Origin of the sequence: Vibrio rhodolitus, assembly GCF_003350325.1 — a bacterium.
GTDB lineage: Bacteria > Pseudomonadota > Gammaproteobacteria > Enterobacterales > Vibrionaceae > Vibrio > Vibrio rhodolitus.
The window spans coordinates 74,794-100,755 of record NZ_QLYZ01000006.1; the positions used below are offsets into that span (position 1 = coordinate 74,794).

Below are 25,962 nucleotides of genomic sequence, written 5' to 3' on the forward strand. Positions count from 1 at the left end.
AGAGAATTTATCACTCGAAGCTCACTTTAGGTCAGAAAACTCATAAAAAGCACTCTAGTAGAGTGCTTTTGTTCAAACTTAGTATGCAACCGGAGTGCTTAGGTGCAGAGTCTTATTCAGTGTTGTCGTATTCGGCTCTAGCTCGAAGTTCCAGTTACCCACGATTGGTTTGTGGTAGCCACCTTCAACAACAAACTCAACAGTCTTATTAGTTTTCTTCCAGATGCGTACCATACCTTCAATGTTGCTGGTGCGGATGATGCTATGTGCGATTGGGTCTGCACAACCTGGTAGGAATTCACCTTCACTTAGAGTGATTTTGTAAAGGGTACGATTTGAATCCACTAGAAAATCTTCAGCATGTACACCATCGACATTTAGTGTTGCAACTGTGTTTGCCAATGCATGTGGGGTATCTGGTGGTGTAACGTCGATATCAACTGGGATGCGAATAGTTAAGTCGTGATCGGTTGAAAGCACACTTTTATCTAAAGTGAAGTCGATGAAGTTGACTGCGCGGTGATCAAACTCACCTGAGATGCGGTAGCTAATCGTATTTGCGCTAGCGCGGTAAGGGCGAACCACGTTATGCGTCGAAATGGTTGTTGCCGCTTTCAAAGTATTAACGTTAGTTGTGTTTAGTGTTGCGCCTTCAAGTTCAACGTGCAGTTGGAAGCCAAATAGAATGTGCTGGTATGGAAGCACATCGTAGTTCACTTTAATTTTTGGTACTTCAATGCCGTAGCGCTCTGCGTCTTCAACTGAAAGTGTGTACTCGTGAGCCATAGCAGGCTGAACTGCTAAACCTAGCGATAGCGCAGAAGCCAAGAATAAGGCAGTAAGTGATTTATTGGTTTTCATTATTACACCGTTATTTTGTATTGAGAAAGGAAATGGAATACTCGGTGCTGGAAATTGCGCGAAAACCGCGGTGCTGGCAATCATTTAGATTAAAATGATTTTAGGATTGAGATATTGATGCAAAGTGTTGATTTTACGGTGATTATAGTTTGCCCATATCTTATGAAAAGGGAGAGCTGCGTTTCTTTGATTGCTCGGTGATCTCTCGATAGAAAATGGCGGTAAGTTGTTCATTCTGAGTTCAATTATCGACAGACATAATGTCTTCATAAGAAATAATTGGAAATGAGAATGTTTAAATTATCACCGGTATTCAAGGCTGTCTTGATTGGTGTTGTAGTTAGTATCGGTCTTTGGTTTCTGCTCCCACAAGAACTTGAGTTAGCGCGAAAAATCCCAGCATATTTTGCCACTGTATCAATGATGAGTATGTCAGCCGCGATAGTCATTAGCTGTCGACCTAAATGGTTGGACAAGGCTCTCGGTGGTATTGATAAAGCTTACGTGTGGCATAAATGGTTAGGTATTGCGGGTTTACTTGGCGCTAGTTTTCACTGGTTGTTGGTGCCGGGTCCTGCGGGTAATAGTGCATTCCCAGCATTCACCGAATTTGGTGAGGAGATGGGGCAGTGGGCAGTATATGGTTTGTTGTTGATTGGTGGGGTAAGCATGGTTCGACGCTTACCATATCGGATTTGGTTTTATACTCACAAGTTGATGGCGCCGATATTCTTAGTATCGGTTTACCATACGTTTTTCTCTGACGTACCTTTTGAGTTGACGACTATTACTGGTTTGTCATTAGCCTTAGTGTCGCTGGTTGGTATTGCCGGTATTATTTACAAATCGTTCTTGGTTAAGAAATCTTATAAGCAGTATCAAGTGGTTGAGGTTCGCGCTATTGGGGATGCTGTTGCAGTTCAAATGGTGCCGATAAATGATGCCATTGACTATGAAGTAGGACAGTTTGCCTACCTCGACTTTGGTTTTGAGAAGATTGAACATTTTCACCCATTTACCATTGTTTCTAACCCTGAGAATAAAAACCTTAGCTTTATCATTCGAAACCTCGGACAACATACAGCTAAGCTGCAAACGGAGTTAAAAGTGGGTCAGATGGTCACTGTGGATGGCGGTTATGGACAGCTCAGTAATCACAAGAAAGATAGCAAACCACAAGTATGGATTGCGGGTGGCATTGGTATTACGCCTTTCGTTGCTTGGCTAAGTGCAAAGACATCAAGTGAGCAAGAAATCCATCTTTTCTACATGGGTCGGGGTGAGTTTTATGAAAGCATGTCTGAATGGGTGAAAAAAGAGTGTGGCAAGGTAGGAGTACAGTTCTATTCGAAATCCGATCTAGACAGGCGACTCGATGCTAGCGTGATTAAAAGCAAGCTGAATAACTCTATTTCTGAATATCAGATGTTTGGCTGTGGACCAGTTGAGATGCTAGAGGACATTAAGCAGGGTTTAGTTAAACAGGGAATGCAAGAAGAGCAGTGGCACAATGAAAATTTTGTAATGCGCTAAGTGAGGAAAAACTGAGGCGGTTGACTTAGTATTTCGACTCAATAATGCATTAGCCCTGAAACGACGAAAGCCCGCAAAGAAATTTGCGGGCTTTCTAAATGTGGCTGAGTGCCGGGGTCGCGTTCGACTAGGGATTTAGATCCCTTCGCAAATTTTCAGTGTTTTAAAACGAGAAAACCCCAGTCTTGCGACCAGGGTTTTGAATGTGGCGGAGTGCTGGGGTCGCACACGACTAGGGATTTAGAGCCCTTCTCAAATTTTTAGTGTTTTAAAACGAGAAAACCCCAGTCTTTCGACTAGGGTTTTGAATGTGGCGGAGAGATAGGGATTTGAACCCTAGATACGCTATTAACGTATGCCGGTTTTCAAGACCGGTGCTTTCAACCACTCAGCCATCTCTCCGTGTGGTGCGCATAATATAAGGGATGAGAGAGCTTGTAAACCCCTGTTTTTACTGTTTGATTTAAATATGAGCGTTTTAGGCAAATTTCAATTCAAACACCCATTTATTTAACTATTTCGTCATTATTCAATGACAAAAAAGAGAGCCGGAGCTCTCTTTTTTAGGTGTATGGTCGGACTGAGAGGATTTGAACCTCCGACCCCCGACACCCCATGACGGTGCGCTACCAAGCTGCGCTACAGTCCGATGCGATTAATCTAGCGAGATTAATCGGTGGGGTCAAATATAACGTTATGATTTATTGGCTTTTTGTGTAGAAACGCTGCAATTCTGTTAATCCCTGCATAATGACAGGAAGAGCAGGGTTCTCATCGCGCAAGCGCTTGTAATCACTATTATAAAGTTTGTAGTTACCATACTTGTCGATCACAGTCGTATTCTTATTGGTGATCAACGCTAGCTCATGGTAATCACCGGCTAAAATCCACTTACGGGCACGCTCATCAAACAAGTTGCGACCGCTACTGTAATCCGCTGGGTTGGACGAAACGCCCATGAGATCTTGCAGTAAGGTCACAGACAGATCGAGATGGCTCGTACGGTGATTGTACTGTCCGGCAACTTTGCCAGGCCAATGGATAATCATTGGCACTTCTAATTGGTAGCGGCTGTAGTTGGTGCTTGAGCCCCAGCTATTAGTGCGAGTCTCATTAAACTCAGTGCCATGGTTAGAGGTGATCACGATGACAGTTGAGTCAGATAAGCCCAATTCATTGATTTGCTGGTACAGAGTCGCAAGCTCATGGTCAGCAGAATTAACAGACTGTCGGTAGTTCTCTTTAAGATCCGCTACCGCATTACCTGATTTGCTGTCGTAGTCACTAAAGTCATCTAACGTTGTTAGCTCGATAAAGCTAAACCAAGGTTGATTTCCTTGCTCTGTTGCCCACTGACTCCAAGCTTGGATCGCTTTGCGATCGCCTGAATCCGTTGCATCTTCAGTAACGGTGGTTACTTCTAAGCCGTTAAAGACAATATCGCTATAGAGCGGATCGCTAAAGTTATCACCACTAAATAGACCAATTTGGTAGTCATTGTCTTTTAGTGTTTCCAGCACGATTGGCAATGACTGTTGCGCCTTGATGCTGCTTGCATAACTTGTTGGCAAGCCATATAGCAAACCGAACACACCGTTGCTGTCATTACTTGAGCTGAAGTGGTTATTAAAGCTCAAGTTTTCCGTCGAGTATTGGAATGTGTTCGGCATGTCAGTCGCGTTGAGCGCATCAGCACGCAAATTGTTCACACTCACCACCAAGACATTGAGTGGATTTGAGCGGCGGTTAAACTCAAGTTTTTCTAATGGGTAACGCACAAGCTCAGCTTCACCGAGGTTTTCTTGCTGGCGTTTTAAGTATTCTTCACGATCAAGCAGACCATGCTTCTCCATAAATGACTTCGCGGTCATTGGATATGACAGTGGGAAATTAGACTGCTGTGACGTGATTGGGTTGTAGAAATAAGCGTCTGCCCAAACATAAATTAGGTGGCTTGAGATAAAGCAGAGGAAAAAGACCCCGGCAATTGGGCGACCGATATGTTTGTGCGACAGTTTGCGCTGTTTGCGCCAAACCCACTCAGACAGAGCAAGTTCGATTAAAAAGATCAGCGGTAAAACGACAAACAGATGCTGTAAGTCAGCACTTACGCCACTGATGTTTTCACTGTTATCAGTGAAAAGGACTTCCCACACCACTGGGTTTAGGTGCAAGTTGATAGATTGATACGCTTGAGTATCAATCAACAATAAAGTTAACCCTAGTGTGGTTAAACATACCGTCAGTAAGCGGAATAACTTACGTGACGGTACGACAAACGTTAACGGGAAAAGAACTAATAGGTAGACGGCAAAAACAAGAAAACCGAAATGACCTACCCAAGAGACCGCGAGATATAGTTGCCCGAGTAGTGTTTCAGGCCACGGTGATTGAGTGATATATCGGGTACCGATAAGCATGGCTGCGATAATGTTGAAAAAGGCAAACCAGTGTCCCCAACCAACTAAACGCGAAACTCGCTCAGCGTATGTATTTCCGTTATCTACCATGTACGTTCTATTATCCGGTTAAATTAGTGTGCTTTGTCGTCGATTGAAGACAGCAGTGCTTGAGCAAATTTTTCTGCAATAGCTTTGCGTTGAGTAACACCCACACGCTCGTTAATTACGTTGGTTGCAATGTTACCAGCGATCATTAATGACAGATCTGGACCTGCACCATGCTTCTCAAGCACGGCAGCAACTTCCGTCAAAATGTTTTCGTATTTTTCGTCGCTGTATTTAGATGTAATCGGCATAAAGACTCTAATGAATAATAGTAAAGCGGCTTATGATAACCTACAATGCCGAGCAACTGAATCCTAGAACGACGATAAATTTAACATGAGCCTACACCTTTCAAACGTAATTTTACATCAATTGCAAAAAAACGATTCTGATGAGTTGGTGGTCAACTTTCGTGGTGAATCACTCGCGAACGACAGTTCGACAGAAAACCTTGTCGCAGAACTACATAGAGTGTTCAATTCGAAAGCTGGTAAAGGCTTTGGATCATTTAAGTCTGACAGTGAATTTCAACTCTGGTTGCAAGAGCTGCGCAAAAAAGAGCGAGATTTTTATGATTTCTCGCAAGTTAGCGCCAATCGCTTAAAAGAAGAGTTAGCAAAATACCCATTTGCAGACGAGGGGATCTTGGTGTTTGCCGAGTACCAATCGTTAGCTACGGATTACCTATTCGTGGGTATTATCCCGTCAAACCAAAGCTTGAAGGTGACAGAAGGTCTTGATATCAGTGCGACCGAATACCTTGATTTGAGTAAGATGGACATCGCGGCTCGCATCGATTTGTCGAGCTACGAAACTGATAAAGACTCGAACCGTTACCTTACTTACATCAAGGGGCGTGTTGGTCGTAAAGTAGCGGATTTCTTCCTTGATTTTCTGCAAGCAGAAATCGGTCTAGATACTAAGCAGCAAAACCAAGTGTTGATGCAAGCGGTGGAAGATTTCTGTGCCGATTCGAAGTTAGAGAAAGACGAAGCGATCAGCTACAAAAAGCAAGTGTATGATTACTGTAATGATCAACTAAAATCAGGCGATGAAGTGTACATTAAAGAGCTATCAGGTGAATTGCCACCGGCGCAAGATGGCACAAGCTTTTTAGACTACACGCAAGATCATGGCTACGAGCTAGAAGAAAGCTTCCCTGCTGATCGTTCAACCGTGCGTAAATTGACTAAATATGTTGGTGCGGGCGGTGGTTTAAACATCAACTTTGATAGTCTGCTTCTCGGCGAGCGTGTGTTTTATGATCCGGAAACCGATACGCTAACGATTAAAGGCACTCCGCCAAATCTGCGCGATCAGTTAACTCGTAATCGCTAATCCCAATTTTGTATGACTAGCCTCGCCGCAACGCGAGGCTTTTTTGTCTCTTCTCGACAAAACTGTTACTCATCTCTACCGTTCTGGTTTTTTCCGTATATGCTTGTATTGGTGGACAATAAAAGTGAAAAACAGCATATGGATAAGCGTCAGTTAAAGCTAGGTTGGTCTCTTGTACTTCTGTGGTTTGTCGCGATTGCAGTGGTGATATTTAATTATCAAGCCACAGACAAACGCGTGCAAAACATTGAATTAATGGGGGACTACATCCACGAGTTTCGCAATTCACTTTATTTCGACAAGCCTTATCGTAGCCAAATGACCAGCCAACAAGTGCAACTGCTGAGCAACATCACCGAGTTGTGTGAAGAATTAAAACCCAAGCTGGCAATGGCTTGGTTTCAGCCTGATGTGCAACAACTGTTATTTACCACCAAGCGTTTTGTCGAATTAAGCCATGCTTATATTGATACCGAATTGGCACTGAAAGACTTAATTACCGACATCCAGCAAAAGCGAGAACTGACGCAATCTCAAGCTGAAGTCGAAGCGCTTTACTACCAGCTCAGCGCCAATGTGTTTGAAGCGCTGTTTTCCTCGCAAACCTCCAGTTCGCTTGCTTATCGCGATTTAGATGCACTTTATAGCCAGTCTCAGTCTCTTTCCCCCCAGCAGCGTGTTTACTTGCAAGCGGCACTTGCTGATACATCAACAGTAATGAGCCGTTTTGCTCAGGGGGGGTATCTGGTTGAGCGCTTGATCACTCATTCGGTGCATAGCGAAGTGCGTCAAGTGGAAATTCAGTTCCATCACGCGCTGGAACGCGCGATGGTGATTGGCATCGTACTGAGTGGTGTTCTTATCACTGCGATTATGGCGATGTTTCATTCTATGGTCGTAAACCGGGTGGAGGGCAGTGATGAGTCTTCAGTGGATCACCTTAATCAAGAGATTGAGTATGAGAGTGATGAGCCAATTGAGGAGGTAGTGAGTCAACCTACGAGCAGTGAAGCTGAGCAAGAAAAGCAGCAAGCGCAAATTGATTTTAGTGTCATGCTCGATACATTAGACGGGGATACGGAATCGGTGTGTATGTTGCTTGAAGTCTTTATAGAAGATCATAAAGATGATGTTGAGCAAATTAGCCAGCAACTTAGCCAAGCTCCCGATGAGGCAATGCGCAAAGCCCATAGCCTGAAAGGGGTGGGTGGTAACCTTGGCGCTTATCAATTACGCGATATTGCCGCACAAATCGAAGAAGCGATTGGGCAAAATATCACTTTAGTTGAGCCCTTATTACCCGTACTCGAAAGCCGCTTAAAACAGGCTATGCAAGAAGCACAAGCCTTTATCGAACAGCATAACAGTTAGACAACTGAACCGCAGTTAGAGCAGGGGCTACAACGCTTGTGACGGATTGACTGCTACCTGAGTGTAAGCGCTGGTTCTCTCATCGGTTGATAAAATAATCAGCCGTTTGAAGATTCTCTGACCTAAAACATAACTATATGATGTATAAGTATATAAGCTCTAATACTCGGTGCTTCTGTTGTATTAGATGTGCACTCGTTTGTTCGCGTACTTGGTTATGATGTAGTTAGGTTCGATTATGCAGTTTATCTATCGCTTAAGGCTCTTTGCTGTTGTTATTGCTTTCTCTTTATCCGGTTGTTCATTGCTCGCGGTGAAAATCGATAGTCAAACCACACCACTTACTCAGCAAGAACTCAATATGCGTATTCTCACTCGAGAGTATGCTCAGCAGTTTTTTGCTCAAGTTGAGCAAGCTGCTGATGTGTTGCATGACCAATATGATGCTCGAGATCAGGTCCATCAATCTTACGTCTTGCTGTGGAAGATTAACGCTGAAGAGGGCTTACAGTCAGCTGCCTACCAGGTTTCGCCAATGGCCGGTTTGATTGATACTTGGGTGTTTACCGAGCAGATGGATCAGTTCTACTCGCAAGGAAATGGGCAAGGTTTGTTTACCCATGATGCGGCAAAGCTAGTCTCTGCTCATCTTGCGAGTGAGATAGATGATCTTGCGAAGTCACTGCTAAAAGGCAACTCCTATTCCACCTCGCGTCACTTCGTGAGCGAATTTGCTAAGCAGCACCCGTTTAGCGATTTAAGCTTTATTCGCACGCCAGCTTATCGCGCTTGGCTCGCTGCCAATCAGATCAGCGAAGAAGATGCGGTGACAACGTTAGGCACTATGCCTGAAGCAATTGGTGATGTCTCTGACCGTTTAAGCTTAGTTTCAGAGCAAACGCCAAAGATCATGACTTGGAAAGCGCAGCTATTGGCACTCAATAGTACCGCTAGCATCGAACAGGTAAACCAAGCCTTAGATAGCTTGAAGATCACTTCCGATGCGCTCAATGACTTCATCATCAATAACCCACAATACATGAGCGATTTGGCGGAAAAAATGGCGATAGAGCTGCAACCGCTGGTGGAAGATATTGATAGTAAAACCGAGCAGCGTTTGAACCAATTAAGCGAAGAGCGTAAAGCGTTAGAAGCCATGGTGGCCAGAGAGCGCCAAGAAGTAGCCGCCATCATCTCTCATGAACGTGAGCAGTTAACTCAAGATTTAGACCATGTCTCGCAGCAAGTGGTTAATCTTGCGATGGATAAACTGATTGAGCTAATCAAAAGTACCATCTTGTACTTCGTGCTGTTTATTGTCGTGATTTTCTTTGCCCCGCTTGGGCTTGGCTATATGTTGGGTAAACGTTCGGCAGTAAGAAACAAGCCAACGGCATAGTTCCAAGAGGTTTAAAGCCTAGCCTTGTTAGGTTTTGTTTAAGTTACAAAAAGATAGATATAAAAAGAGCGCCTCATTGTTTGTATATAGTAACAGGGGGCGCTCTTCTGTTTTCAGAAAACTTTTTGCTACAGTTTGTTTATGCCGTTTGCTGTTTCAGCTCTGTTGCCTCATCACTGGCTGTTTGTGCTTGAGGCTCACATGGGTCAACAAACCAGCCCATGTATGAACAGATAATGGTGACAAGAATACACACGAAACTTAACCACATAAACGGCGCGTACGACAGGGTAGCGACACCTAGAATGCTTGCCATGTAGATACCGTTGTCACTCCAAGGCACCATGCCTGATGTCAGCGTACCGCCAAACTCAGCATTACGTGATAGGTTCTTGCGCTTAAAGCCCAAACGGTCATAGTTTTTCGCGCAGATTTTTGGCGTTAAGATCAGCGATACATACATCGCAGAACCAAAGACGTTACCCATAAATGCGGTGGCGATGGTTGATGTTGCTAAAGAGCCCGCACTTTTAACACGGCGCTCAAACAGTTTCGCAATTGTTTCTAAAACGCCAACTTTATCAAGTAGACCACCAAAACCTAGACCAAACACGATGACCGCAACCGAGCCAAGCATCGAAGACATGCCGCCACGGTTTAGAATCGAGTCAATAAAGTCGACACCTGATGAAATCGCAAATGGTGCCCATGCGGTATTAAATGCGGTGAGGAAATCGACATCTTGCACGGTTACCGCCCAGATAATACCGAGTAGTGAACCAAAGCTGATCACCGGGAACGACGGCATACGCATTGCCAGCAGTACAAGTACCACTACCACAGGCACAAATGAAAGTGGCGTGATGTAGAATTGGTTGTCCATCGCCGAGATAACATCTTGCACCTGAGACATATCCACGTTGCCAGCGTAGTGGAAGCCAAACAGAGTGAAAAGAATACCGGTAATGATGTAGCTGATTAGCGCGATCGGTAGCATGCCTTTGATATGCTCCATGACTTCAACGTTAGACATTGATGATGCCAGAATCACTGAGTCTGACAGCGGAGACATTTTATCGCCAAAGTAACAGCCAGAAAGCACGGCACCAGCAGTAATCGGTGCTGGAACGCCAAGACCCTGACCAATACCCATCATGGCAATACCTGCCGTACCAGCAGCACCCCAAGAAGTACCCGTTGCTAGCGCAGTTAGCGAGCAAATTACCATGGTAGCCAAAAGGAAAATAGAAGGGTGGATAGCTTTAAGACCATAGTAAATGATGGTTGGTACGATACCGCCAGAGATCCAGGTACCGACAAGAGCGCCAACGGCTAACAGAATTAAAACTGCACCTAGACCATTTGAAATACCATTTAAGGCTGCTTGCTCAAGATCTTTGTATTTATGACCAAGTCTTAGACCTAAGGTAATGATGATGAACCAACCGATATAAAGTGCTAGCTGAATTGGTAGATTTAACTGGGCAGTGAACGAAAATGCCATCAGTAGAAATAAACCAAGTGAAACAATAACTTGTGTCAGGCTTGGCAATCGAGGGGTAAGTTGCGTCATAGCGAGCCTCTTTGCTATTAAAATCGAACTCTTCACGCGGTTTAACTGGTTATTCTGTAAATAATCACTGGTTGAACTGTTTCTACTCATAAATGTGCGATTTTTATAATAAATCTTTCTGTAGAGTATGAAATTAGGTGAAGAACTTGAGTGTTAACTCCTTTTTATTCGGCGAAACCATACATTAGCTGGGTGAATATTTCGAGATTTTGTCGCTCTTTTGTAGGAAAAAACTCCAAGTCAGTAAATGGGCGGTTAATTCGGTTAATGTCGTGTGATCGGCGAGTGTTTGTGGTGTGCTGGGGTGTGATAATGATGTGCTACAAATGTTTTATTGTCTCTGGTGGATGTTTGTTCGTTTAACAACGCTTGTTTAGCAAAAATGTCGCCTAAAAATGCCTTGTAACAACATAAATTTAAAAATAACCGATTAAAGTTCAATTTTTAGCTTGAGATTTTTGTACGAAAAATGAAATATGACAGGAATACCTTTTTTAAATGAGTACACGGAGAGTTGACGATGAGAGTAGGTTTAGTTGGGTGGCGTGGCATGGTTGGTTCTGTGCTGATGCAACGAATGGTAGAAGAAGGCGATTTCGACCTTATTGAACCCGTATTTTACAGCACATCACAAGTGGGTATTCCTGCACCTTTTTTAGGTAAAGATGCTGGCGATCTGCAAGATGCGTTTGATATTGAAAGTTTAAAACAGCTTGATGCGGTGATTACGTGTCAAGGTGGTAGCTACACCGAAAAAGTTTACCCGGCACTTCGCCAAGCCGGTTGGAAAGGTTACTGGATTGATGCGGCATCAACGCTGCGTATGGCAGAAGACTCAATCATTACCCTTGACCCGGTAAACCATCTGCAAATTCAACAAGGCATCCATGGCGGCACCAATACCTTTGTTGGTGGTAACTGTACCGTAAGCTTGATGCTTATGGGCTTAGGTGGTCTGTTTGAAAAAGGTCTAGTGGAATGGACCAGTGCGATGACTTACCAAGCTGCATCAGGTGCTGGCGCGCAAAACATGCGTGAGCTTATCTCACAAATGGGTGTGATTAACGATGCGGTGAGCTCAGAGCTCGCTAATCCAGCAAGCTCAATTCTTGAGATTGATAAAAAAGTCGCTGACACAATGCGCAGCGGTTCGTTCCCAACTGACAAATTCGGCGTGCCACTGGCAGGCTCATTGATCCCATGGATTGATGTGAAACGCGACAATGGTCAGAGTAAAGAAGAGTGGAAAGCTGGCGTTGAAGCAAACAAGATCCTTGGTTTCCAAAATGCGCCTGTGCCAATTGATGGGACTTGTGTACGTATCGGTGCGATGCGTTGTCACTCTCAAGCGCTAACCATTAAGCTTAAGCAAAATGTGCCAATGGACGAGATTGAAGAGATCATCGCTACGCACAATGATTGGGTTAAAGTGATCCCGAACGACCGTGATATTACAGCGCAAGAGCTGACGCCAGCGAAAGTCACGGGCACGCTATCTATCCCTGTAGGTCGTCTACGTAAGATGGCAATGGGTGATGACTTCCTCAACGCGTTCACCGTGGGTGACCAACTGCTTTGGGGCGCGGCTGAGCCACTACGTCGCACTCTGCGTATCATCCTAGCTGAAAAGCAGTAATCATCAGCTAAGTTAAAAATTGAAGGCTACAGCACATGCTGTAGCCTTTTGCGTTTATTGTGGTTGAATTTAATGCAATGCTGAGCATATTTAGAGCAGACAGTTGTTAATGCGACGTTATTCGTTCGGTGCTCCGATAGAATTTGCTATGATAGCGTCAAACATGGAAGGGATGTCGCAGCCAAGCAATGGGCGACGTATGCAAAAAGTAAAGACTAGTCGTAACAATGAAAATCAATAAACAGAGCCTAGAAGAACAAGCCGCAGATTACCTGAGAGACAAAATCGTCAAAGGCGAGATGGATCAGGGCGAGAAGATCGTTGAAAGCACCTTGGCAAAAGACTTAGATTTGTCACGTAGCACAGTTCGTATGGCATTAAATACGCTTTCTCATGAAGGTTTAGTGGTACAGAAACCTTATGCCGGTTGGCACATCTTCTCTTTAGATGAAGAGGACCTTTGGGAGCTGTATAACTTACGCGTGGCGTTAGAGAGCCAAGCGGCTGCCATGGCGGCTGAAAAAGCCACAGAGGAAGATAAACAAAAGTTACGCGCCGTGTTTCAAGAGTATTGCGATCTTTGTGCTCAGCCAGATACCGACATTCAATCAATCAGTGAAGCGGATTTTAATCTTCACCGCTGCATTATTGAGGTCAGTGGCAGTAAACGCATGGAAAAAGCGTTTAGCCAAATTGCCAATCAGCTACAGAGCTATTTGTGTATGACCCATGAAGACTATGACCTAACGCAAAGTGCGTTGAGCCATGCTCCAATGATTGAAGCAATTTGCGCGGGTGATTCAGATAAAGCATGGGCAGAAGCGAAAGCTAATATCACGCCTGTGACTAAGCAGTGCCAATCTCTTAAAGAGAATCAATAAGCTGAAAACTCATTACTCGAATTGTTACAACGCCCACTTTAGAGTGGGCGTTTTTGTATCTACAGCAGCAGAAAATGAAATATTGGCTGTAACTGAGATCAAAACAACGTGCTAGTCATTTAGTTCTCTTTACCAGCAACAACGCGTTCATCGGGCTCTGCAAGCTCACTGCCACAGTGTTTGCAGTGAAGCGCATCCGACTCGTGTCCCGACTTTGAACAGTTCGGGCATTTCACCAAAGTACGGTGCGATTTCATTTCATTGTTGAGTTCGGCAGTGATGATGCCGGTTGGCACTGCAAGAATGGAATAACCCAATAGCATGGTGAGCGATGCAATGCCTTTACCTAGTGCGGTTTGTGGCACCAAGTCACCGTAGCCAACGGTGGTAATGGTTACGATTGCCCAATAAATGCTTTGCGGAATACTGGTAAAGCCATTCGCAGGGCCTTCAATCACGTAAATCAGTGAGCCTAAAATAGTCACCAAAATCGCCACCGTGTTGAAGAAGATAAAAATCTTACGTTTGGCCATCAATAGCGAGCGCAGCAAGATGTTTGAATCTTGCAGATAGCGCACCAGTTTCAGCACGCGGAAAATACGCATCACACGCAGTAAGCGCACCACGCCCATAAAGGCAACTGATGGGAAGAATATCGCGATATAGGTCGGCAGGATCGCCAGTAAATCAATAATGCCATAGAAGCTGGTGGCATAAGATCGAGGCTTAGGCGAGCAGTAGAGCCTTAATAGATACTCTACGGTAAATAGCGCAGTGAAGAAATACTCGCAGTAGCGTAGTTGAGCGCTCCACTCGACCATCACAGAAGGAAGAGATTCTAACACTAGAATCACAAGAGAGGTGAGGATGGCAATGATTAGCGCGATATCAAAGGCGCGCCCAGCTTTAGTGTGGGTGCCAAAGATAACAACATATAGCTGATGCTTTAAAGAGGTTTTAGGCATGATGTGTCAAAGTGATTTTCTATATACACATCATACCAGAAAGCAGAGATGAGGCTAACCGCAGGATGGCTCGCCTCGAATCAGTCGTAACGATTAGCCCATTAGTGCAGGGAACAAGCCGCGTAGACCGTTAGCAATAAACTCAATACCCAGCGCACCTAAGATAAGACCCATGATACGTGTGATGATGTTGATACCCGTTTGACCAAGGAAGCGCACGATAAACGGTGCTGAACGGTATAGCAGCCAAGAACAGAAACAGAATGCCACGATAGTCAGCGCAATACCGATAGTGTCGACCATGTTCGGGTAACGCGCGCCGTAAACAATGGTAGAACTGATTGCACCAGGGCCTGCCAAAAGAGGCATCGCAAGTGGCACTACACCAATTTGCTCGCGGCTGATGGACTCGGTTCTTTCTTGGTTGTTCTGCTTATCTTCACCTAACTTACCACTCATCATCGAAAAAGCGATGCTCAGGATCAGCAAACCACCCACGACACGGAACGAGTCGAGTGAAATGCTAAACATATCCAACAATACCTGACCACCGATCAACGAAATGATCAAAATACTCGCAATTGCAACGTGTGCAGTTAAAGCAGTTTTGCGCTTTTCTTCTAAGGTCATGTGACCGGTCAAAGAAACGAAAATTGGCATGATGCCAAGCGGGTTAACCGCAGCAACCAGTCCTAGAAAGAACTGTAAGAAAATAGCGAGCTCGATAGTCTGCATAGTGGCACTCAAAGATTCACAGAGTTGAAAAACAGTAGGGGTAAAATTGCGCGCATAATGTAGTGCAAAACGGCTAAGTAAACGAATGAAAAAAACTAACGTATAAGGGTTGCTACGAGTGAGAAAATCTTATCGTTGGGTGATGTTGTAACGACAGTGGGGTAGGAATGTTATGCATCGCGTTTAGAGGTTACAGCCATAACTTCACAAACGTTAACATTCGCACACTTTCAACAAAATTTATGTCGATTTGTAGAGAGATAATGTGGTTGGGATATACTCCTAGTAGCACAAATTTTGGGAGCTACATGAAAGTGTGTGGCAGAAAAATGAAACTTTTTTACAGATTATTGTCTTTTTCTATGTAATTTGGTTCGATTGCTACTTTTTTGTTCAGTTTTTGTTTTCTAAATAATTTTATATTTATCAGTTGTTTATGTTGTTTTGTTGAGTTTGAGCACTACTTTAGGGTTAATTAGATTGCGAGAACTGATCCAGGTCAATTTTTTTCACAACTTGAAATAATATACTCAGCCCTGAAAGCAATTTACTAAGCGTGTTGAAAGTCGAATCACCAAGCGTGAATTCAAGCAATAACGAGCAACAGACTTAATAAAAAGTTTTTAATATTTGTTAATTTTAGGAGATTCCCTATGCCTGTAACTAACTTAGCTGAACTAGATGCTCTAGTAGAACGCGTAAAAGCGGCTCAAGCTGAATTTGCTACTTACTCTCAAGAGCAAGTAGACAAAATTTTCCGCGCAGCATCTTTAGCAGCTAACCAAGCTCGTATCCCGCTAGCACAACAAGCGGTTGCTGAGTCTGGTATGGGTATTGTTGAAGATAAAGTAATCAAGAACCACTTCGCGTCTGAGTTCATCTACAACAAATACAAAGACGAAAAAACGTGTGGCGTTCTTGAAGAAGACGACAACCTAGGCACAATGACTATCGCTGAGCCTGTAGGTATCATCTGCGGTATCGTTCCAACTACTAACCCAACATCAACAGCGATCTTCAAATCTCTAATCTCTCTGAAGACTCGTAACGGTATCATCTTCTCACCACACCCACGTGCGAAAAACTCTACTAACGACGCAGCTAAACTAGTTCTAGATGCAGCAGTAGCAGCAGGCGCACCAAAAGACATCATCGGTTGGATCGACCAACCTTCAGTTGAGCTATCAAACGCTCTTATGAAGCACGATGGTATCGCTCTTATCCTTGCAACTGGTGGTCCAGGCATGGTTAAAGCAGCTTACTCTTCTGGTAAGCCAGCAATCGGTGTAGGTGCAGGTAACGTTCCTGTAGTTATCGATGAAACAGCAGACATCAAACGTGCTGTAGCATCTATCCTAATGTCTAAGACTTTCGATAACGGCGTAGTATGTGCTTCTGAGCAAGCTGCAATCGTTGTTGACTCTGTATACGACGAAGTTAAAGAGCGTTTTGCTTCTCACAAAGCATACGTACTAAACAAAGCTGAAGCGGACAAAGTTCGTAAAGTTCTGCTAATCGACGGCAACCTAAACGCGAAAATCGTAGGTCAGCCAGCAGCAGCAATCGCTGAAATGGCAGGCGTTAAAGTTCCAGCGGATACAAAAGTTCTAGTTGGTGAAGGTCTAGGTAAAGTTTCTTACGATGACGCATTTGCACACGAGAAACTATCTCCAACTCTAGGTCTATTCCGCGCTGACAACTTCGAAGACGCAGTAGCTCAAGCAGTAACAATGGTTGAGATCGGCGGTATCGGTCACACATCTGGTCTATACACTAACCAAGACGTTAACGCAGACCGTATCCGTTACTTCGGCGACAAGATGAAGACTGCACGTATCCTTGTAAACATCCCGACTACTCACGGTGGTATCGGTGACCTTTACAACTTCAACGTTGCACCATCTCTAACGCTAGGTTGTGGTTCATGGGGTGGTAACTCTATCTCTGAAAACGTTGGTCCTAAGCACCTAATCAACAAGAAAACTGTTGCGAAGCGAGCTGAAAACATGTTGTGGCACAAACTACCTAAGTCTATCTACTTCCGTCGTGGTAGCCTTCCAATCGCTCTTGGCGACCTTGAAGGTAAGAAACGCGCATTCCTAGTAACTGACCGTTTCCTATTCAACAACGGCTACTCAGATGAAGTTGTTAAACTACTGAAAGCTCAGGGTATGGAAGTTCAAACGTTCTTCGACGTTGAAGCTGACCCAACGCTATCTGTAGTTAAGAAAGGTGCAGAAGCAATGCAAAGCTTCCAACCTGACGTAATCCTAGCGCTAGGTGGTGGTTCACCAATGGATGCAGCTAAGATCATGTGGGTAATGTACGAGCACCCAGAGACTCACTTCGAAGAACTAGCAATGCGCTTTATGGACATCCGTAAACGTATCTACAAGTTCCCTAAAATGGGTCAAAAAGCTGAACTTGTATGTATCACTACAACTTCAGGTACTGGTTCAGAAGTTACTCCATTCGCAGTTGTTACAGACGACGAGACTGGTGCTAAGTACCCACTAGCTGACTACGAACTAACACCTCAAATGGCTATCGTAGACGCGAACCTAGTAATGAACATGCCTAAGTCTCTAACAGCATTCGGTGGTTACGACGCAGTAACTCACGCTCTAGAAGCTTACGTATCAGTTCTAGCGAACGAATACTCTGACGGTCAGGCTCTACAAGCACTTAAGATGCTAAAAGAGTACCTACCTTCAAGCTACGCGAACGGTGCAGCTGACCCAATCGCTCGTGAGAAAGTACACAACGCGGCAACAATCGCTGGTATGGCATTTGCGAACGCATTCCTAGGTGTTTGTCACTCAATGGCACACAAACTAGGTGCTGAGTTCCACCTACCACACGGTCTTGCTAACGCACTACTAATCTCTAACGTGGTACGTTACAACGCGAACGACAACCCAACTAAACAAACTGCGTTCTCTCAATACGACCGTCCACAAGCACGTCGTCGTTACGCTGAAGTTGCTGACCACCTAGGCCTAAGCCAAGCTGGTGACCGCACTGCTCAGAAGATTGAACGTCTACTAGCATGGTTGGAAGAGCTGAAAGGCGACCTAGACATTCCACTGTCTATCCAAGCGGCTGGCGTAAATGAAGCTGACTTCCTAGCGAAAATTGATGAACTAGCGGTAGAAGCGTTCGATGACCAATGTACTGGTGCGAACCCACGTTACCCTCTAATCACTGAGCTAAAAGAAGTTCTACTTGCTGCTTACTACGGTAAAGCTTTCGTTGAAGGTGAAACTTTCGAAGGTACTACTGTAATCAAGAAGAAAGCAGACCAAGAAGAAGCGAAAAAAGGTAAGAAAGAGAAAGCTGGTGCTTAATTAGCTTCTCCGTTATGAACTAAGGTTTTCGCTAGCACGTAACCTTAATTCGGGAAAAGGTGCGAAGCCCCCATCGAAAGATGGGGGCTTTTTTCTGCTTTGCAGAAAAAAGCAGAACGTGCAGCAGAGCTGCACTTCGGGAGGCGGGATTTGAGAACGCCCTGCAAGCAGGGCTTCGGGAGGATGGAACGCAAAGCGGATGCTTTGCTATGGAAGACGGAGCGCGCAGCAGGCTGGGCTTAGAGAGGTGAGATCCGGGAACGCTTCGAGAAATGAGAATCGAGATTGTAGAGCTGACCGCTGGCTTTTTCCCGTAGCTTTGCTTTGCCAAGTGTTCCCGACTCCCTAAGAGAGGCGAAACCGAACGTTCAGTAGCTTTAAGCGTTCCGTCTTCTTTCCCGAAGCGAAGCTCGGCTTTGCGTTCTCGCATCCCGAAGTGGAGCGTAGCGAAACGTTCCGTATTCCTTTACCTATCTCGCAGCTAGGCATTGCCAAGCGTTCCCGTCTCTCGAAGCAAAGCTTCGCTTTGCGTTCCATTTATTCGCATACAAAAAAGCCGATGCATCTGCATCGGCTCTTTAGTAAGCGAAAAAATGCCTACTTCTCTTCATCCGGCAACTTAACGTTTAGTTCTAACACTGAGATATCGTCATCTTTGTGTTCAAACGTTAAATCGACCATTGAAGGATCAATCGCAACATACTTACTGATCACTTTAAGAATGTCTTCTTTAAGCTGCGGCAAGTATGACGGTGCTGGATCGTCATGGCTGCGACGCTCGGCAACGATGATTTGCAAACGTTCCTTGGCTAAGTTTGCAGAAGTCTTCTTTTGTGGACGGAAAAATTCCAGTAATGACATGCCTTGTTAGCCCCCAAATAGTCGTTTGAAAATCCCTTTCTTCTGCTCAGTTAGGAAGCGGAAGTCAATTTGTTCACCGAGTAGACGATCAACAGTATCTGAATAAGCTTGGCCTGCATCTGACTGCTCGTCAAAGATCACCGGCACACCTTTGTTTGATGCGTTTAGTACCGCTTGGCTTTCAGGAATTACGCCCAGTAGAGAAATATGTAGGATCTCTTCCACGTCTTCCACGCTTAGCATCTCACCTTGGTTTACGCGCGCTGGGTTGTAGCGAGTTAATAGTAAGTGCTGCTTAACTGGCTCAAGACCTTGCTCTGCGCGAACAGATTTAGAGTCAAGAATACCTAGGATACGGTCTGAGTCACGAACAGAAGATACTTCAGGGTTAGTGGTGACAATCGCTTCATCGGCAAAGTACAGCGCCATCAGTGCGCCTTGCTCGATACCAGCAGGTGAATCACAGATGATGAAGTCGAAACCCATTTCGTCTAGCTCATCAAGAACGCGTTTCACGCCTTCTTTGGTTAGCGCATCTTTATCGCGAGTTTGCGAAGCTGGCAGAATAAATAGATTCTCAGTGCGCTTATCTTTGATCATCGCTTGGTTAAGTGTCGCTTCACCGTTGATCACGTTAACGAAGTCGTACACTACGCGACGCTCACAGCCCATAATCAAATCCAGGTTACGTAGACCGATATCAAAGTCGATCACGGCTGTTTTCTTGCCTTTAAGCGCAAGACCCGATGCAATCGCCGCACTCGATGTAGTTTTACCTACACCGCCTTTACCTGACGTCACAACAATAATGCGTGCCATTCTTTATTCCTTATAATCTTTAAATCGTCAATAACTCGAATTTAAGCGAGTCATTTTCCAAACTAAATAAAACCTTTTGTTGCCAAAATTCTTCGGCGAATTGCTCGGTAAGCCAATAGTGACCAGCAATCGACATCAATTCTGCGTTGAGTTTGTTACAAACAATCACAGCGCCAGTGTTACCATTTGCGCCCGCAATCGCACGCCCTCTGAGCGTGCCATGAATATGAATTGAGCCATCGGCGATCACTTCTGCCCCTTCGCTAACATGGTTAAGCACCACTAGGTCAGCATCTTTGGCATAGATTTGTTGCCCAGAGCGCACTGGAGTACGCACAACTTTAGTTGGTCCCATTTTCGCGGGTGCCTGAGCGGGTGACTTACTGGCTGACATAATGGCAAAGCCAGCGTCACGAGCCATATTTTGAGTTCGTTTGTCTTTGCTGCCGGCGACCCCTACTGGGATCATACCTACATCAGTAATCCCTTGTTTAAGTGCAGCGAAATCGATGTCACCTTCAACTAAAGAGACATTGATTACGACAGGCGCTGATGCAAAGAACGCGGGAGCATGTTCAACCTTGTCCTGCAGAAAATGAATGGTTTTTTCAACATCATTATCAGAAAGGTGTAAAACTGACAAAGTAAAACTACTACCTTTCAAATCCGGGGTATGTGACATCTTTTACTTTGGACCTCATTTGAAATTCGCTGTTGCAGAAATGACGTTGCCTGCGAGTAGGGGTCTCATGTTATATTCCCATAATACGCTCAGCAAGTTATCTTGCTGCCAATTGTGTGTTTTGCTAAAAAAAAAGACAAAACCAATACATTCCCAATGATTGATGGATAAAAGGCTACCCATGCTTTGTGCAATTTACAAAAGTGCTAAAAAAGAAGGCGCTTACCTCTATGTGCCAAAAAAAGACGATTTTTCACAAGTTCCTGACCAACTAATGCAAATGTTTGGTAAACCTACTATGGTGATGATGGTGAACTTTGAAGGTCGCACATTGGCACAAGTAGATATCGAAAAAGTGAAACAGTCGATTAATGAGCAAGGATTTTTCTTGCAATTGCCGCCGCCACCGAAGAATCTACTCGACGAATACAAAGAACAAAAAGCGCGTCTAAAATCAGAATAAAGATTTGTTGCTCAAGGAGGCAAGAGTGAAAAAAATACTGTCAGTTGTATTAGGTCTAACCTTGAGTTCAACCGCGATGGCTCAAGACAAAGATTTTGATCAGTACGTGGAAGGATTAAAAGCACAAGCGCTAGAACAAGGCATTTCGCCACAAATTGTCGACACTGCTTTTGCTGAGGTGACTTACAAACCTCGAGCGGTCAAAGCCGATCGCAACCAACCGGAAAAACGCCTGACGTTGGATGAATACATCCCGCGCGCAGTGCCTGATTGGAAAGTAAAGCAAGCCAAAGAGCTGTATAAAGAGCACCAAGCTGAGCTAACTCGTATTGGCGAGAAATACGGTGTACAGCCAAGATTTATCGTCGCGCTGTGGGGCGTAGAAAGTAACTTCGGTCGCTTTACGGGCAACTACAGTGTGGTCGATGCACTTTCAACCATGGCTTACGATGGTCGTCGTGAAGAGTTTTTCCGCAAAGAGCTAATGGCTGCTTTGACGATTCTCGACCAAGGTCATATCGAAGTGGAAGATATGAAAGGCTCTTGGGCTGGCGCTATGGGTCAATGTCAGTTTATGCCAAGCTCTTTTATCAACTTTGCTGCCGATGGTAACGATGATGGCAAAAAGGACATCTGGAACACCAAAGCCGATGTGTTTGCATCGACTGCCAACTACCTGAGCCAATCGGGGTGGGATGACACTTACACTTGGGGACGCCAAGTTAAGCTACCGGAAGGGTTTGATATGAACCTAGAAGGGCGAGTGGAAGGTAAAGAGAAGTCACTGGCTGAATGGAGTAAGCTTGGTATTACTCGTTATGAAGGACAAGCGTTACCTAACGTTGATGTCAAAGCGTGGTTAACCGCACCCGATAAAGCCGATGGTCGAGTTTACTTGGTTTACAACAACTACAACGTGTTGATGAAGTGGAACCGCTCTTACTACTTTGCATTGGCGGTGAGTCACTTAGCTGACCGTATCATGCTAGATTAAGTTGAATATCAACACGTATACTAAAGGGGCTCATTGAGCCCCTTCGATTTTTCTAGGAGAGACTGTGCTTTCAGAACGAGCCGCACAAATGGTGGTGTTTGCTGCACTACTTAAACATAAGAACTTTACCCAAGCGGCAAAAAGCTTAGGGGTGTCGGTTTCGCACGTCAGTAAACAGCTTGCTCTGCTAGAACAATCGTTAGGTGTTAAGCTGGTGCAGCGCACTACACGCAGCTTTACTGCCACCGAAGCGGGGGAACGCTTTTATCGTCACTGCCAACAAATCGTGCTGACGATCGACGAAGCGCAAACCGAGATTGAAAGTCAGCGTGATGAAGTGGAAGGCTTAGTGAAAATCGGTCTTTCCCAATCATTTGGCACACTGCACATCATTCCAGCCATCCAAGAGTTAAGAGCACAGCACCCAGATTTGCAGGTAGAGGTTCACCTGTTTGACTACAAAGTGGATATGCTCGAAGAAGGGCTCGACTTGTGGATCACCAATAATGAACGCCTACCAGAAGGCTATGTTGCGCAGCGAATTGCTGATTGCCAATTTGTGGTTGCCGCTTCGCCAGATTACTTAATGCATCACGCCGCACCGACTCATCCGCAAGAGTTAGCTGAGCATAACTGTCTGATTTACCGCAGTTGGGAGCGTGACTACACCAACTGGAGCTTTAGCAATAGCGAGCAGCAGTTGGCAGTTAAAGTGAGTGGTAACTACTCGGTTGACTTAGCTGAAGCGGTGCGTGATGCGGCAGTTGCAGGGTGGGGCATTGCTTACTTGGCGACTTACCTTATTCGTGATGAGTTCAAGCAAGGTCAGTTGATCCAATTGCTGCCTGAGTGGCGAGCCAGTCAAAGCATGCCATTTTATGCTGTGTATCCAAGCCGCCACTACATGCCGAAAAAGACATCGGCGGTGATTGATTTCATCAAACAGAAAATTGGTTCTCCTTGTCACTGGGATGTTCAATTAGCCCCCTACATCAGCCGACCAAACGTTTAGTTATTATTTCTGAAGTCAGAAACATATTTTCCATTTGGAAATAATTACGCTTGGCAATCGTTTATCCTGTTAAAAAACATATGGTTATATTGGTGGTTTAAAAACAACCACCCAAAACCACAACTTTGCAACAAACGTGACTTGCGTCTCATTTTTTCGCGGTTATTATCCGGCGCCAATCTTGTTCCCCCACTTTTGTCGGATTCATTTTATGAACTCAATCCTTGGTATTGTGGCGATTCTGTTTACAGCATGGCTACTATCTACAAATAGAAAAAATATTAACTACCGAACGGTATCTTTGGCGTTTGCACTGCAAATCACGTTCGCATTGCTAGTTCTGTATGTTCCGGCAGGTAAAGAAGCGCTAGGTAGCGTAACCGCAGCGGTTTCTAACCTTATCAACTATGGTCAAGAAGGTATCGCATTCCTATTCGGTGGCTTGGCAACAGGTGGCTTCACTTTTGCAATCAACGTATTAGGTATCATCGTATTCTTCTCAGCGCTGATCTCTGGCTTGTACCATATCGGTCTTATGCCAAAAGTGATCAACCTGATTGGCGGTGGTCTGCAAAAACTACTTGGTATCGGTCGTGCTGAATCTCTTTCTGCTACAGCAAACATTTTCGTTGGTATGATCGAAGCGCCACTTGTGGTTCGTCCATACCTAAAACACATGACGGATTCGCAGTTCTTTACTGTTATGACATGTGGTCTAGCATCGGTTGCTGGTGGTACTTTGGTTGGTTACGCATCATTGGGTGTAGAGCTTAATTACCTAATTGCCGCGGCATTTATGTCAGCGCCAGCAGGTCTGCTGATGGCAAAAATCATGATGCCAGAAAGCGAAGAAGTGAAACCAGAAGTGCTACTTGAAGATGAAGATACGCCAAAAGCGACCAATGTGGTTGAAGCATTAGCGGATGGCGCAATGGCTGGTCTACGTATTGCGGTTGCAGTTGGTGCAACACTGCTAGCGTTCGTGAGTGTGATTGCTCTTCTAAATGGTCTATTGGGCTGGGTTGGTAGCATCTTTGGTTACAACTTAAGTTTTGAACTAATTCTAGGTTACGTATTTGCACCAATCGCTTGGCTACTAGGCGTGCCATGGAGTGAAGCGACTGTTGCTGGCTCTTTAATTGGTAACAAGATTGTGGTTAACGAATTCGTGGCGTTTATTCAGCTTATCGAAGCAAAACCATTACTAAGTGAGCACTCACAAGCTATCGTAACGTTCGCTCTATGTGGCTTTGCTAATATCTCAAGCATGGCTATGCTAATTGGTGGTCTAGGTAGCGTAGTACCAGAAAAGCGTACATTTATCTCGAAATACGGTTTCCGTGCCATCGCTGCTGGCGTAATGGCAAACTTGATGAGCGCATCACTTGCGGGCGTAATTCTGAGTCTTTAAGGTGTACGGAACGCGAGGTGAAAACCTCGCTTACGGATGCCGGAGTGCTGAGCGCACGGAACGTTCGGCTTACGGCTAACTTCAGGAGTTGAGAGTGACGCGCTAAAGCAATCCGTGGACTACATCTTCAATTAAAAACAAAAAGGGCTGACGATCATCGTCAGCCCTTTGTTTATCTGTAGCTAGGTATCGTGTTCTACCTACTTATCAGTATGGAACTGCTCACAAGCTAGCATGGTATTTTCAATCAAGCTTGCCACCGTCATTGGACCAACCCCACCAGGAACTGGCGTAATAAAGCTCGCGTTTTCACGTGCTTTATCATATTCCACGTCGCCGACCAGTTTACCAGTATCAAGGCGGTTAATGCCCACATCAACGACCACAGCGCCTTTCTTAATCCATTCGCCAGGAATAAAATTTGGTTTACCCACAGCGACAACCACCACGTCAGCTTGGCGCACGTGACCTTCAAGATCTTTGGTAAAGCGGTGACACGTTGTAGTAGTACAACCTGCCAGCAGCAATTCAAGCGTCATTGGGCGACCAACAATGTTCGATGCGCCAACGATAACCGCGTGCTTACCACGTAGGTCGATGTTGTAGCGGTCGAGTAGGGTAATGATACCCTTAGGCGTGCAAGAGCGTAATTTTGGGATACGCTGCGCGAGACGACCGACGTTGTATGGGTGGAAGCCATCCACGTCTTTCTCTGGATGAATTCGTTCTAATACGTGCGTGGTATCAATGCCGGCTGGCAGCGGAAGCTGTACCAGAATGCCATCGATCTCAGCATCACCATTCAGTTCATCAATCAGGCTAAGCAGTTCTTCTTCAGTCGTAGTCGCAGGAAGATCGAACGACTTTGAGACAAAGCCTACTTCTTCACATGCTCTACGCTTACTACCTACATAAACCTGAGAGGCAGGGTCTTCACCAACAAGCACTACGGCTAAGCCCGGTGCACGTAAGCCTGCTTCCTTGCGTGCTTTTACTCGTGCTGCAACTTCAGATCGCACTGTTTGCGATATTAACGTCCCATCTATGTTTTGAGCTGTCATGACTTTCCTTCACAATTGAATGGCGAGAAATACGCGGTGCATTGTCGCAAAAAATTTGACGAACTTCTATAAGCAAACGTTTGCTTCGTGGTGTTTTTGCTCAATAAGCTAAATGATGCATTTTTTTTAAGCATTCAGATCAGAATGTTACGAAAACCCCTTGTGTTAAGCGTTCTAACTCGTATAATCCTGTCCCTGTAGCGCGCCCTTAGCTCAGCTGGATAGAGCACGTCCCTTCTAAGGATGTGGTCGTAGGTTCGAATCCTACAGGGCGTGCCATTAATTCAAGAAAGCCCCGATAACTCAATGAGTTGTCGGGGCTTTTGCTTTTCGGCGACGCTTCGGTGGTTCCACGTTTAAACTCTTATCCTTTCAGCTGGTGTCATACCTCAGCAGCCCATCAAGTGAACTGGTGTCACTGACTTTGATTTGGACATTAACGTGTTAGATCAGATGCTCTAACACGCTAGTATCAGATTAGAAAAGGTACCTTGAAAGTCTAAACACTTGTTA

The 25,962-nt window shown here is 44.9% G+C and carries 21 protein-coding genes and 3 tRNA genes; 12 read left to right on the forward strand and 12 right to left on the reverse strand.

Going from position 1 to position 25,962, the window contains the following annotated elements; translation table 11 throughout:
* Positions 1 to 78 precede the first annotated feature (78 nt).
* Positions 79 to 861 (reverse strand): hypothetical protein, encoded by a 783-nt coding sequence (locus tag DPF93_RS08230; protein WP_114765731.1) that lies wholly within the window; start codon positions 859 to 861, stop codon positions 79 to 81.
* Between the two features lie 291 nt (positions 862 to 1,152).
* Between DPF93_RS08230 and DPF93_RS08235 the strand changes: the two genes are divergently transcribed.
* Positions 1,153 to 2,394: a ferredoxin reductase family protein gene (locus tag DPF93_RS08235; RefSeq protein WP_114765732.1), complete on the forward strand. Its 1,242-nt coding sequence runs from the start codon at positions 1,153 to 1,155 to the stop codon at positions 2,392 to 2,394.
* 311 nt (positions 2,395 to 2,705) lie between these two features.
* Here DPF93_RS08235 and DPF93_RS08240 read toward each other — a convergent pair.
* The 4 genes from DPF93_RS08240 to DPF93_RS08255 all read right to left on the reverse strand — a co-directional run bounded on the left by DPF93_RS08240 (position 2,706) and on the right by DPF93_RS08255 (position 5,152).
* Positions 2,706 to 2,796, reverse strand: a tRNA-Ser gene (locus tag DPF93_RS08240).
* Between the two features lie 170 nt (positions 2,797 to 2,966).
* A tRNA-Pro gene (locus DPF93_RS08245) sits at positions 2,967 to 3,043 on the reverse strand.
* Positions 3,044 to 3,095: 52 nt separating this feature from the next.
* Entirely contained in the window at positions 3,096 to 4,904 is a 1,809-nt protein-coding gene (locus tag DPF93_RS08250; RefSeq protein WP_114765733.1) for a DUF3413 domain-containing protein, read from the reverse strand.
* Positions 4,905 to 4,927: 23 nt separating this feature from the next.
* A complete protein-coding gene (locus DPF93_RS08255) occupies positions 4,928 to 5,152 on the reverse strand; it encodes a YejL family protein (protein WP_075708441.1) in 225 nt (74 codons plus the stop codon).
* An 85-nt stretch (positions 5,153 to 5,237) separates the two neighbouring features.
* Here DPF93_RS08255 and yejK point away from each other — a divergent pair, with 85 nt between their 5' ends.
* The 3 genes from yejK (at position 5,238) to DPF93_RS08270 (ending at position 9,009) form a co-directional block, all read left to right on the forward strand.
* A complete protein-coding gene (yejK, locus tag DPF93_RS08260; protein WP_114765734.1) occupies positions 5,238 to 6,239 on the forward strand; it encodes a nucleoid-associated protein YejK in 1,002 nt (333 codons plus the stop codon).
* Positions 6,240 to 6,350: 111 nt separating this feature from the next.
* On the forward strand, positions 6,351 to 7,610 hold the full coding sequence (locus DPF93_RS08265) for an Hpt domain-containing protein (protein ID WP_164675340.1): 1,260 nt from the start codon (positions 6,351 to 6,353) through the stop codon (positions 7,608 to 7,610).
* A gap of 238 nt (positions 7,611 to 7,848) precedes the next feature.
* Positions 7,849 to 9,009, forward strand: coding sequence for a chemotaxis protein (locus tag DPF93_RS08270; protein WP_114765736.1), 1,161 nt, complete (start codon positions 7,849 to 7,851; stop codon positions 9,007 to 9,009).
* A gap of 139 nt (positions 9,010 to 9,148) precedes the next feature.
* Here DPF93_RS08270 and nhaC read toward each other — a convergent pair whose 3' ends face one another.
* Positions 9,149 to 10,711 (reverse strand): Na+/H+ antiporter NhaC, encoded by a 1,563-nt coding sequence (gene nhaC / locus DPF93_RS08275; protein ID WP_341866793.1) that lies wholly within the window; start codon positions 10,709 to 10,711, stop codon positions 9,149 to 9,151.
* A 391-nt stretch (positions 10,712 to 11,102) separates the two neighbouring features.
* Here nhaC and asd point away from each other — a divergent pair, with 391 nt between their 5' ends.
* Both asd and DPF93_RS08285 read left to right on the forward strand, forming a co-directional pair.
* The gene (gene asd, locus DPF93_RS08280) at positions 11,103 to 12,218 is read left to right on the forward strand and encodes an aspartate-semialdehyde dehydrogenase (RefSeq protein WP_114765738.1); all 1,116 of its coding nucleotides are present in this window, start codon (positions 11,103 to 11,105) and stop codon (positions 12,216 to 12,218) included.
* A 227-nt stretch (positions 12,219 to 12,445) separates the two neighbouring features.
* The gene (locus tag DPF93_RS08285; protein ID WP_114765739.1) at positions 12,446 to 13,099 is read left to right on the forward strand and encodes a GntR family transcriptional regulator; all 654 of its coding nucleotides are present in this window, start codon (positions 12,446 to 12,448) and stop codon (positions 13,097 to 13,099) included.
* A gap of 119 nt (positions 13,100 to 13,218) precedes the next feature.
* On the opposite strand, the gene DPF93_RS08290 is transcribed toward DPF93_RS08285, so the two are convergent.
* Positions 13,219 to 14,064, reverse strand: a complete 846-nt coding sequence (locus tag DPF93_RS08290) for an ion transporter (protein ID WP_114765740.1) — start codon at positions 14,062 to 14,064, stop codon at positions 13,219 to 13,221.
* A gap of 93 nt (positions 14,065 to 14,157) precedes the next feature.
* On the reverse strand, positions 14,158 to 14,799 hold the full coding sequence (locus DPF93_RS08295) for a YchE family NAAT transporter (RefSeq protein WP_114765741.1): 642 nt from the start codon (positions 14,797 to 14,799) through the stop codon (positions 14,158 to 14,160).
* A 653-nt stretch (positions 14,800 to 15,452) separates the two neighbouring features.
* On the opposite strand from DPF93_RS08295, the gene adhE reads away from it, so the two are divergent.
* Positions 15,453 to 18,146, forward strand: a complete 2,694-nt coding sequence (gene adhE / locus DPF93_RS08300) for a bifunctional acetaldehyde-CoA/alcohol dehydrogenase (protein WP_114765742.1) — start codon at positions 15,453 to 15,455, stop codon at positions 18,144 to 18,146.
* A 597-nt stretch (positions 18,147 to 18,743) separates the two neighbouring features.
* Here the strand turns inward: adhE and minE are convergent.
* From minE to minC, 3 genes are read right to left on the reverse strand one after another with little or no spacing between them, the layout of a single operon-like run.
* Positions 18,744 to 19,007, reverse strand: a complete 264-nt coding sequence (gene minE / locus DPF93_RS08305; RefSeq protein WP_075649271.1) for a cell division topological specificity factor MinE — start codon at positions 19,005 to 19,007, stop codon at positions 18,744 to 18,746.
* Between the two features lie 6 nt (positions 19,008 to 19,013).
* Positions 19,014 to 19,826, reverse strand: coding sequence for a septum site-determining protein MinD (gene minD, locus DPF93_RS08310; protein WP_114765743.1), 813 nt, complete (start codon positions 19,824 to 19,826; stop codon positions 19,014 to 19,016).
* 19 nt (positions 19,827 to 19,845) lie between these two features.
* Positions 19,846 to 20,508, reverse strand: coding sequence for a septum site-determining protein MinC (gene minC / locus DPF93_RS08315; protein WP_114765744.1), 663 nt, complete (start codon positions 20,506 to 20,508; stop codon positions 19,846 to 19,848).
* A 181-nt stretch (positions 20,509 to 20,689) separates the two neighbouring features.
* On the opposite strand from minC, the gene DPF93_RS08320 reads away from it, so the two are divergent.
* From DPF93_RS08320 to DPF93_RS08335, 4 genes are all read left to right on the forward strand, one after another.
* Entirely contained in the window at positions 20,690 to 20,971 is a 282-nt protein-coding gene (locus DPF93_RS08320) for a YcgL domain-containing protein (RefSeq protein ID WP_114765745.1), read from the forward strand.
* A gap of 25 nt (positions 20,972 to 20,996) precedes the next feature.
* Positions 20,997 to 21,965 carry a lytic murein transglycosylase gene (locus DPF93_RS08325; RefSeq protein ID WP_114765746.1) on the forward strand — a complete coding sequence of 323 codons (969 nt, stop codon included), beginning with the start codon at positions 20,997 to 20,999 and terminating at the stop codon, positions 21,963 to 21,965.
* Between the two features lie 64 nt (positions 21,966 to 22,029).
* The gene (locus DPF93_RS08330; RefSeq protein WP_114765747.1) at positions 22,030 to 22,977 is read left to right on the forward strand and encodes a LysR family transcriptional regulator; all 948 of its coding nucleotides are present in this window, start codon (positions 22,030 to 22,032) and stop codon (positions 22,975 to 22,977) included.
* A 211-nt stretch (positions 22,978 to 23,188) separates the two neighbouring features.
* Positions 23,189 to 24,388 carry a NupC/NupG family nucleoside CNT transporter gene (locus DPF93_RS08335; protein ID WP_114765748.1) on the forward strand — a complete coding sequence of 400 codons (1,200 nt, stop codon included), beginning with the start codon at positions 23,189 to 23,191 and terminating at the stop codon, positions 24,386 to 24,388.
* A 200-nt stretch (positions 24,389 to 24,588) separates the two neighbouring features.
* On the opposite strand, the gene folD is transcribed toward DPF93_RS08335, so the two are convergent.
* Positions 24,589 to 25,449 carry a bifunctional methylenetetrahydrofolate dehydrogenase/methenyltetrahydrofolate cyclohydrolase FolD gene (gene folD, locus DPF93_RS08340; protein WP_114765749.1) on the reverse strand — a complete coding sequence of 287 codons (861 nt, stop codon included), beginning with the start codon at positions 25,447 to 25,449 and terminating at the stop codon, positions 24,589 to 24,591.
* Between the two features lie 202 nt (positions 25,450 to 25,651).
* Here folD and DPF93_RS08345 point away from each other — a divergent pair.
* Positions 25,652 to 25,728: transfer RNA gene (locus DPF93_RS08345), tRNA-Arg, on the forward strand.
* Positions 25,729 to 25,962: the final 234 nt, after the last annotated feature.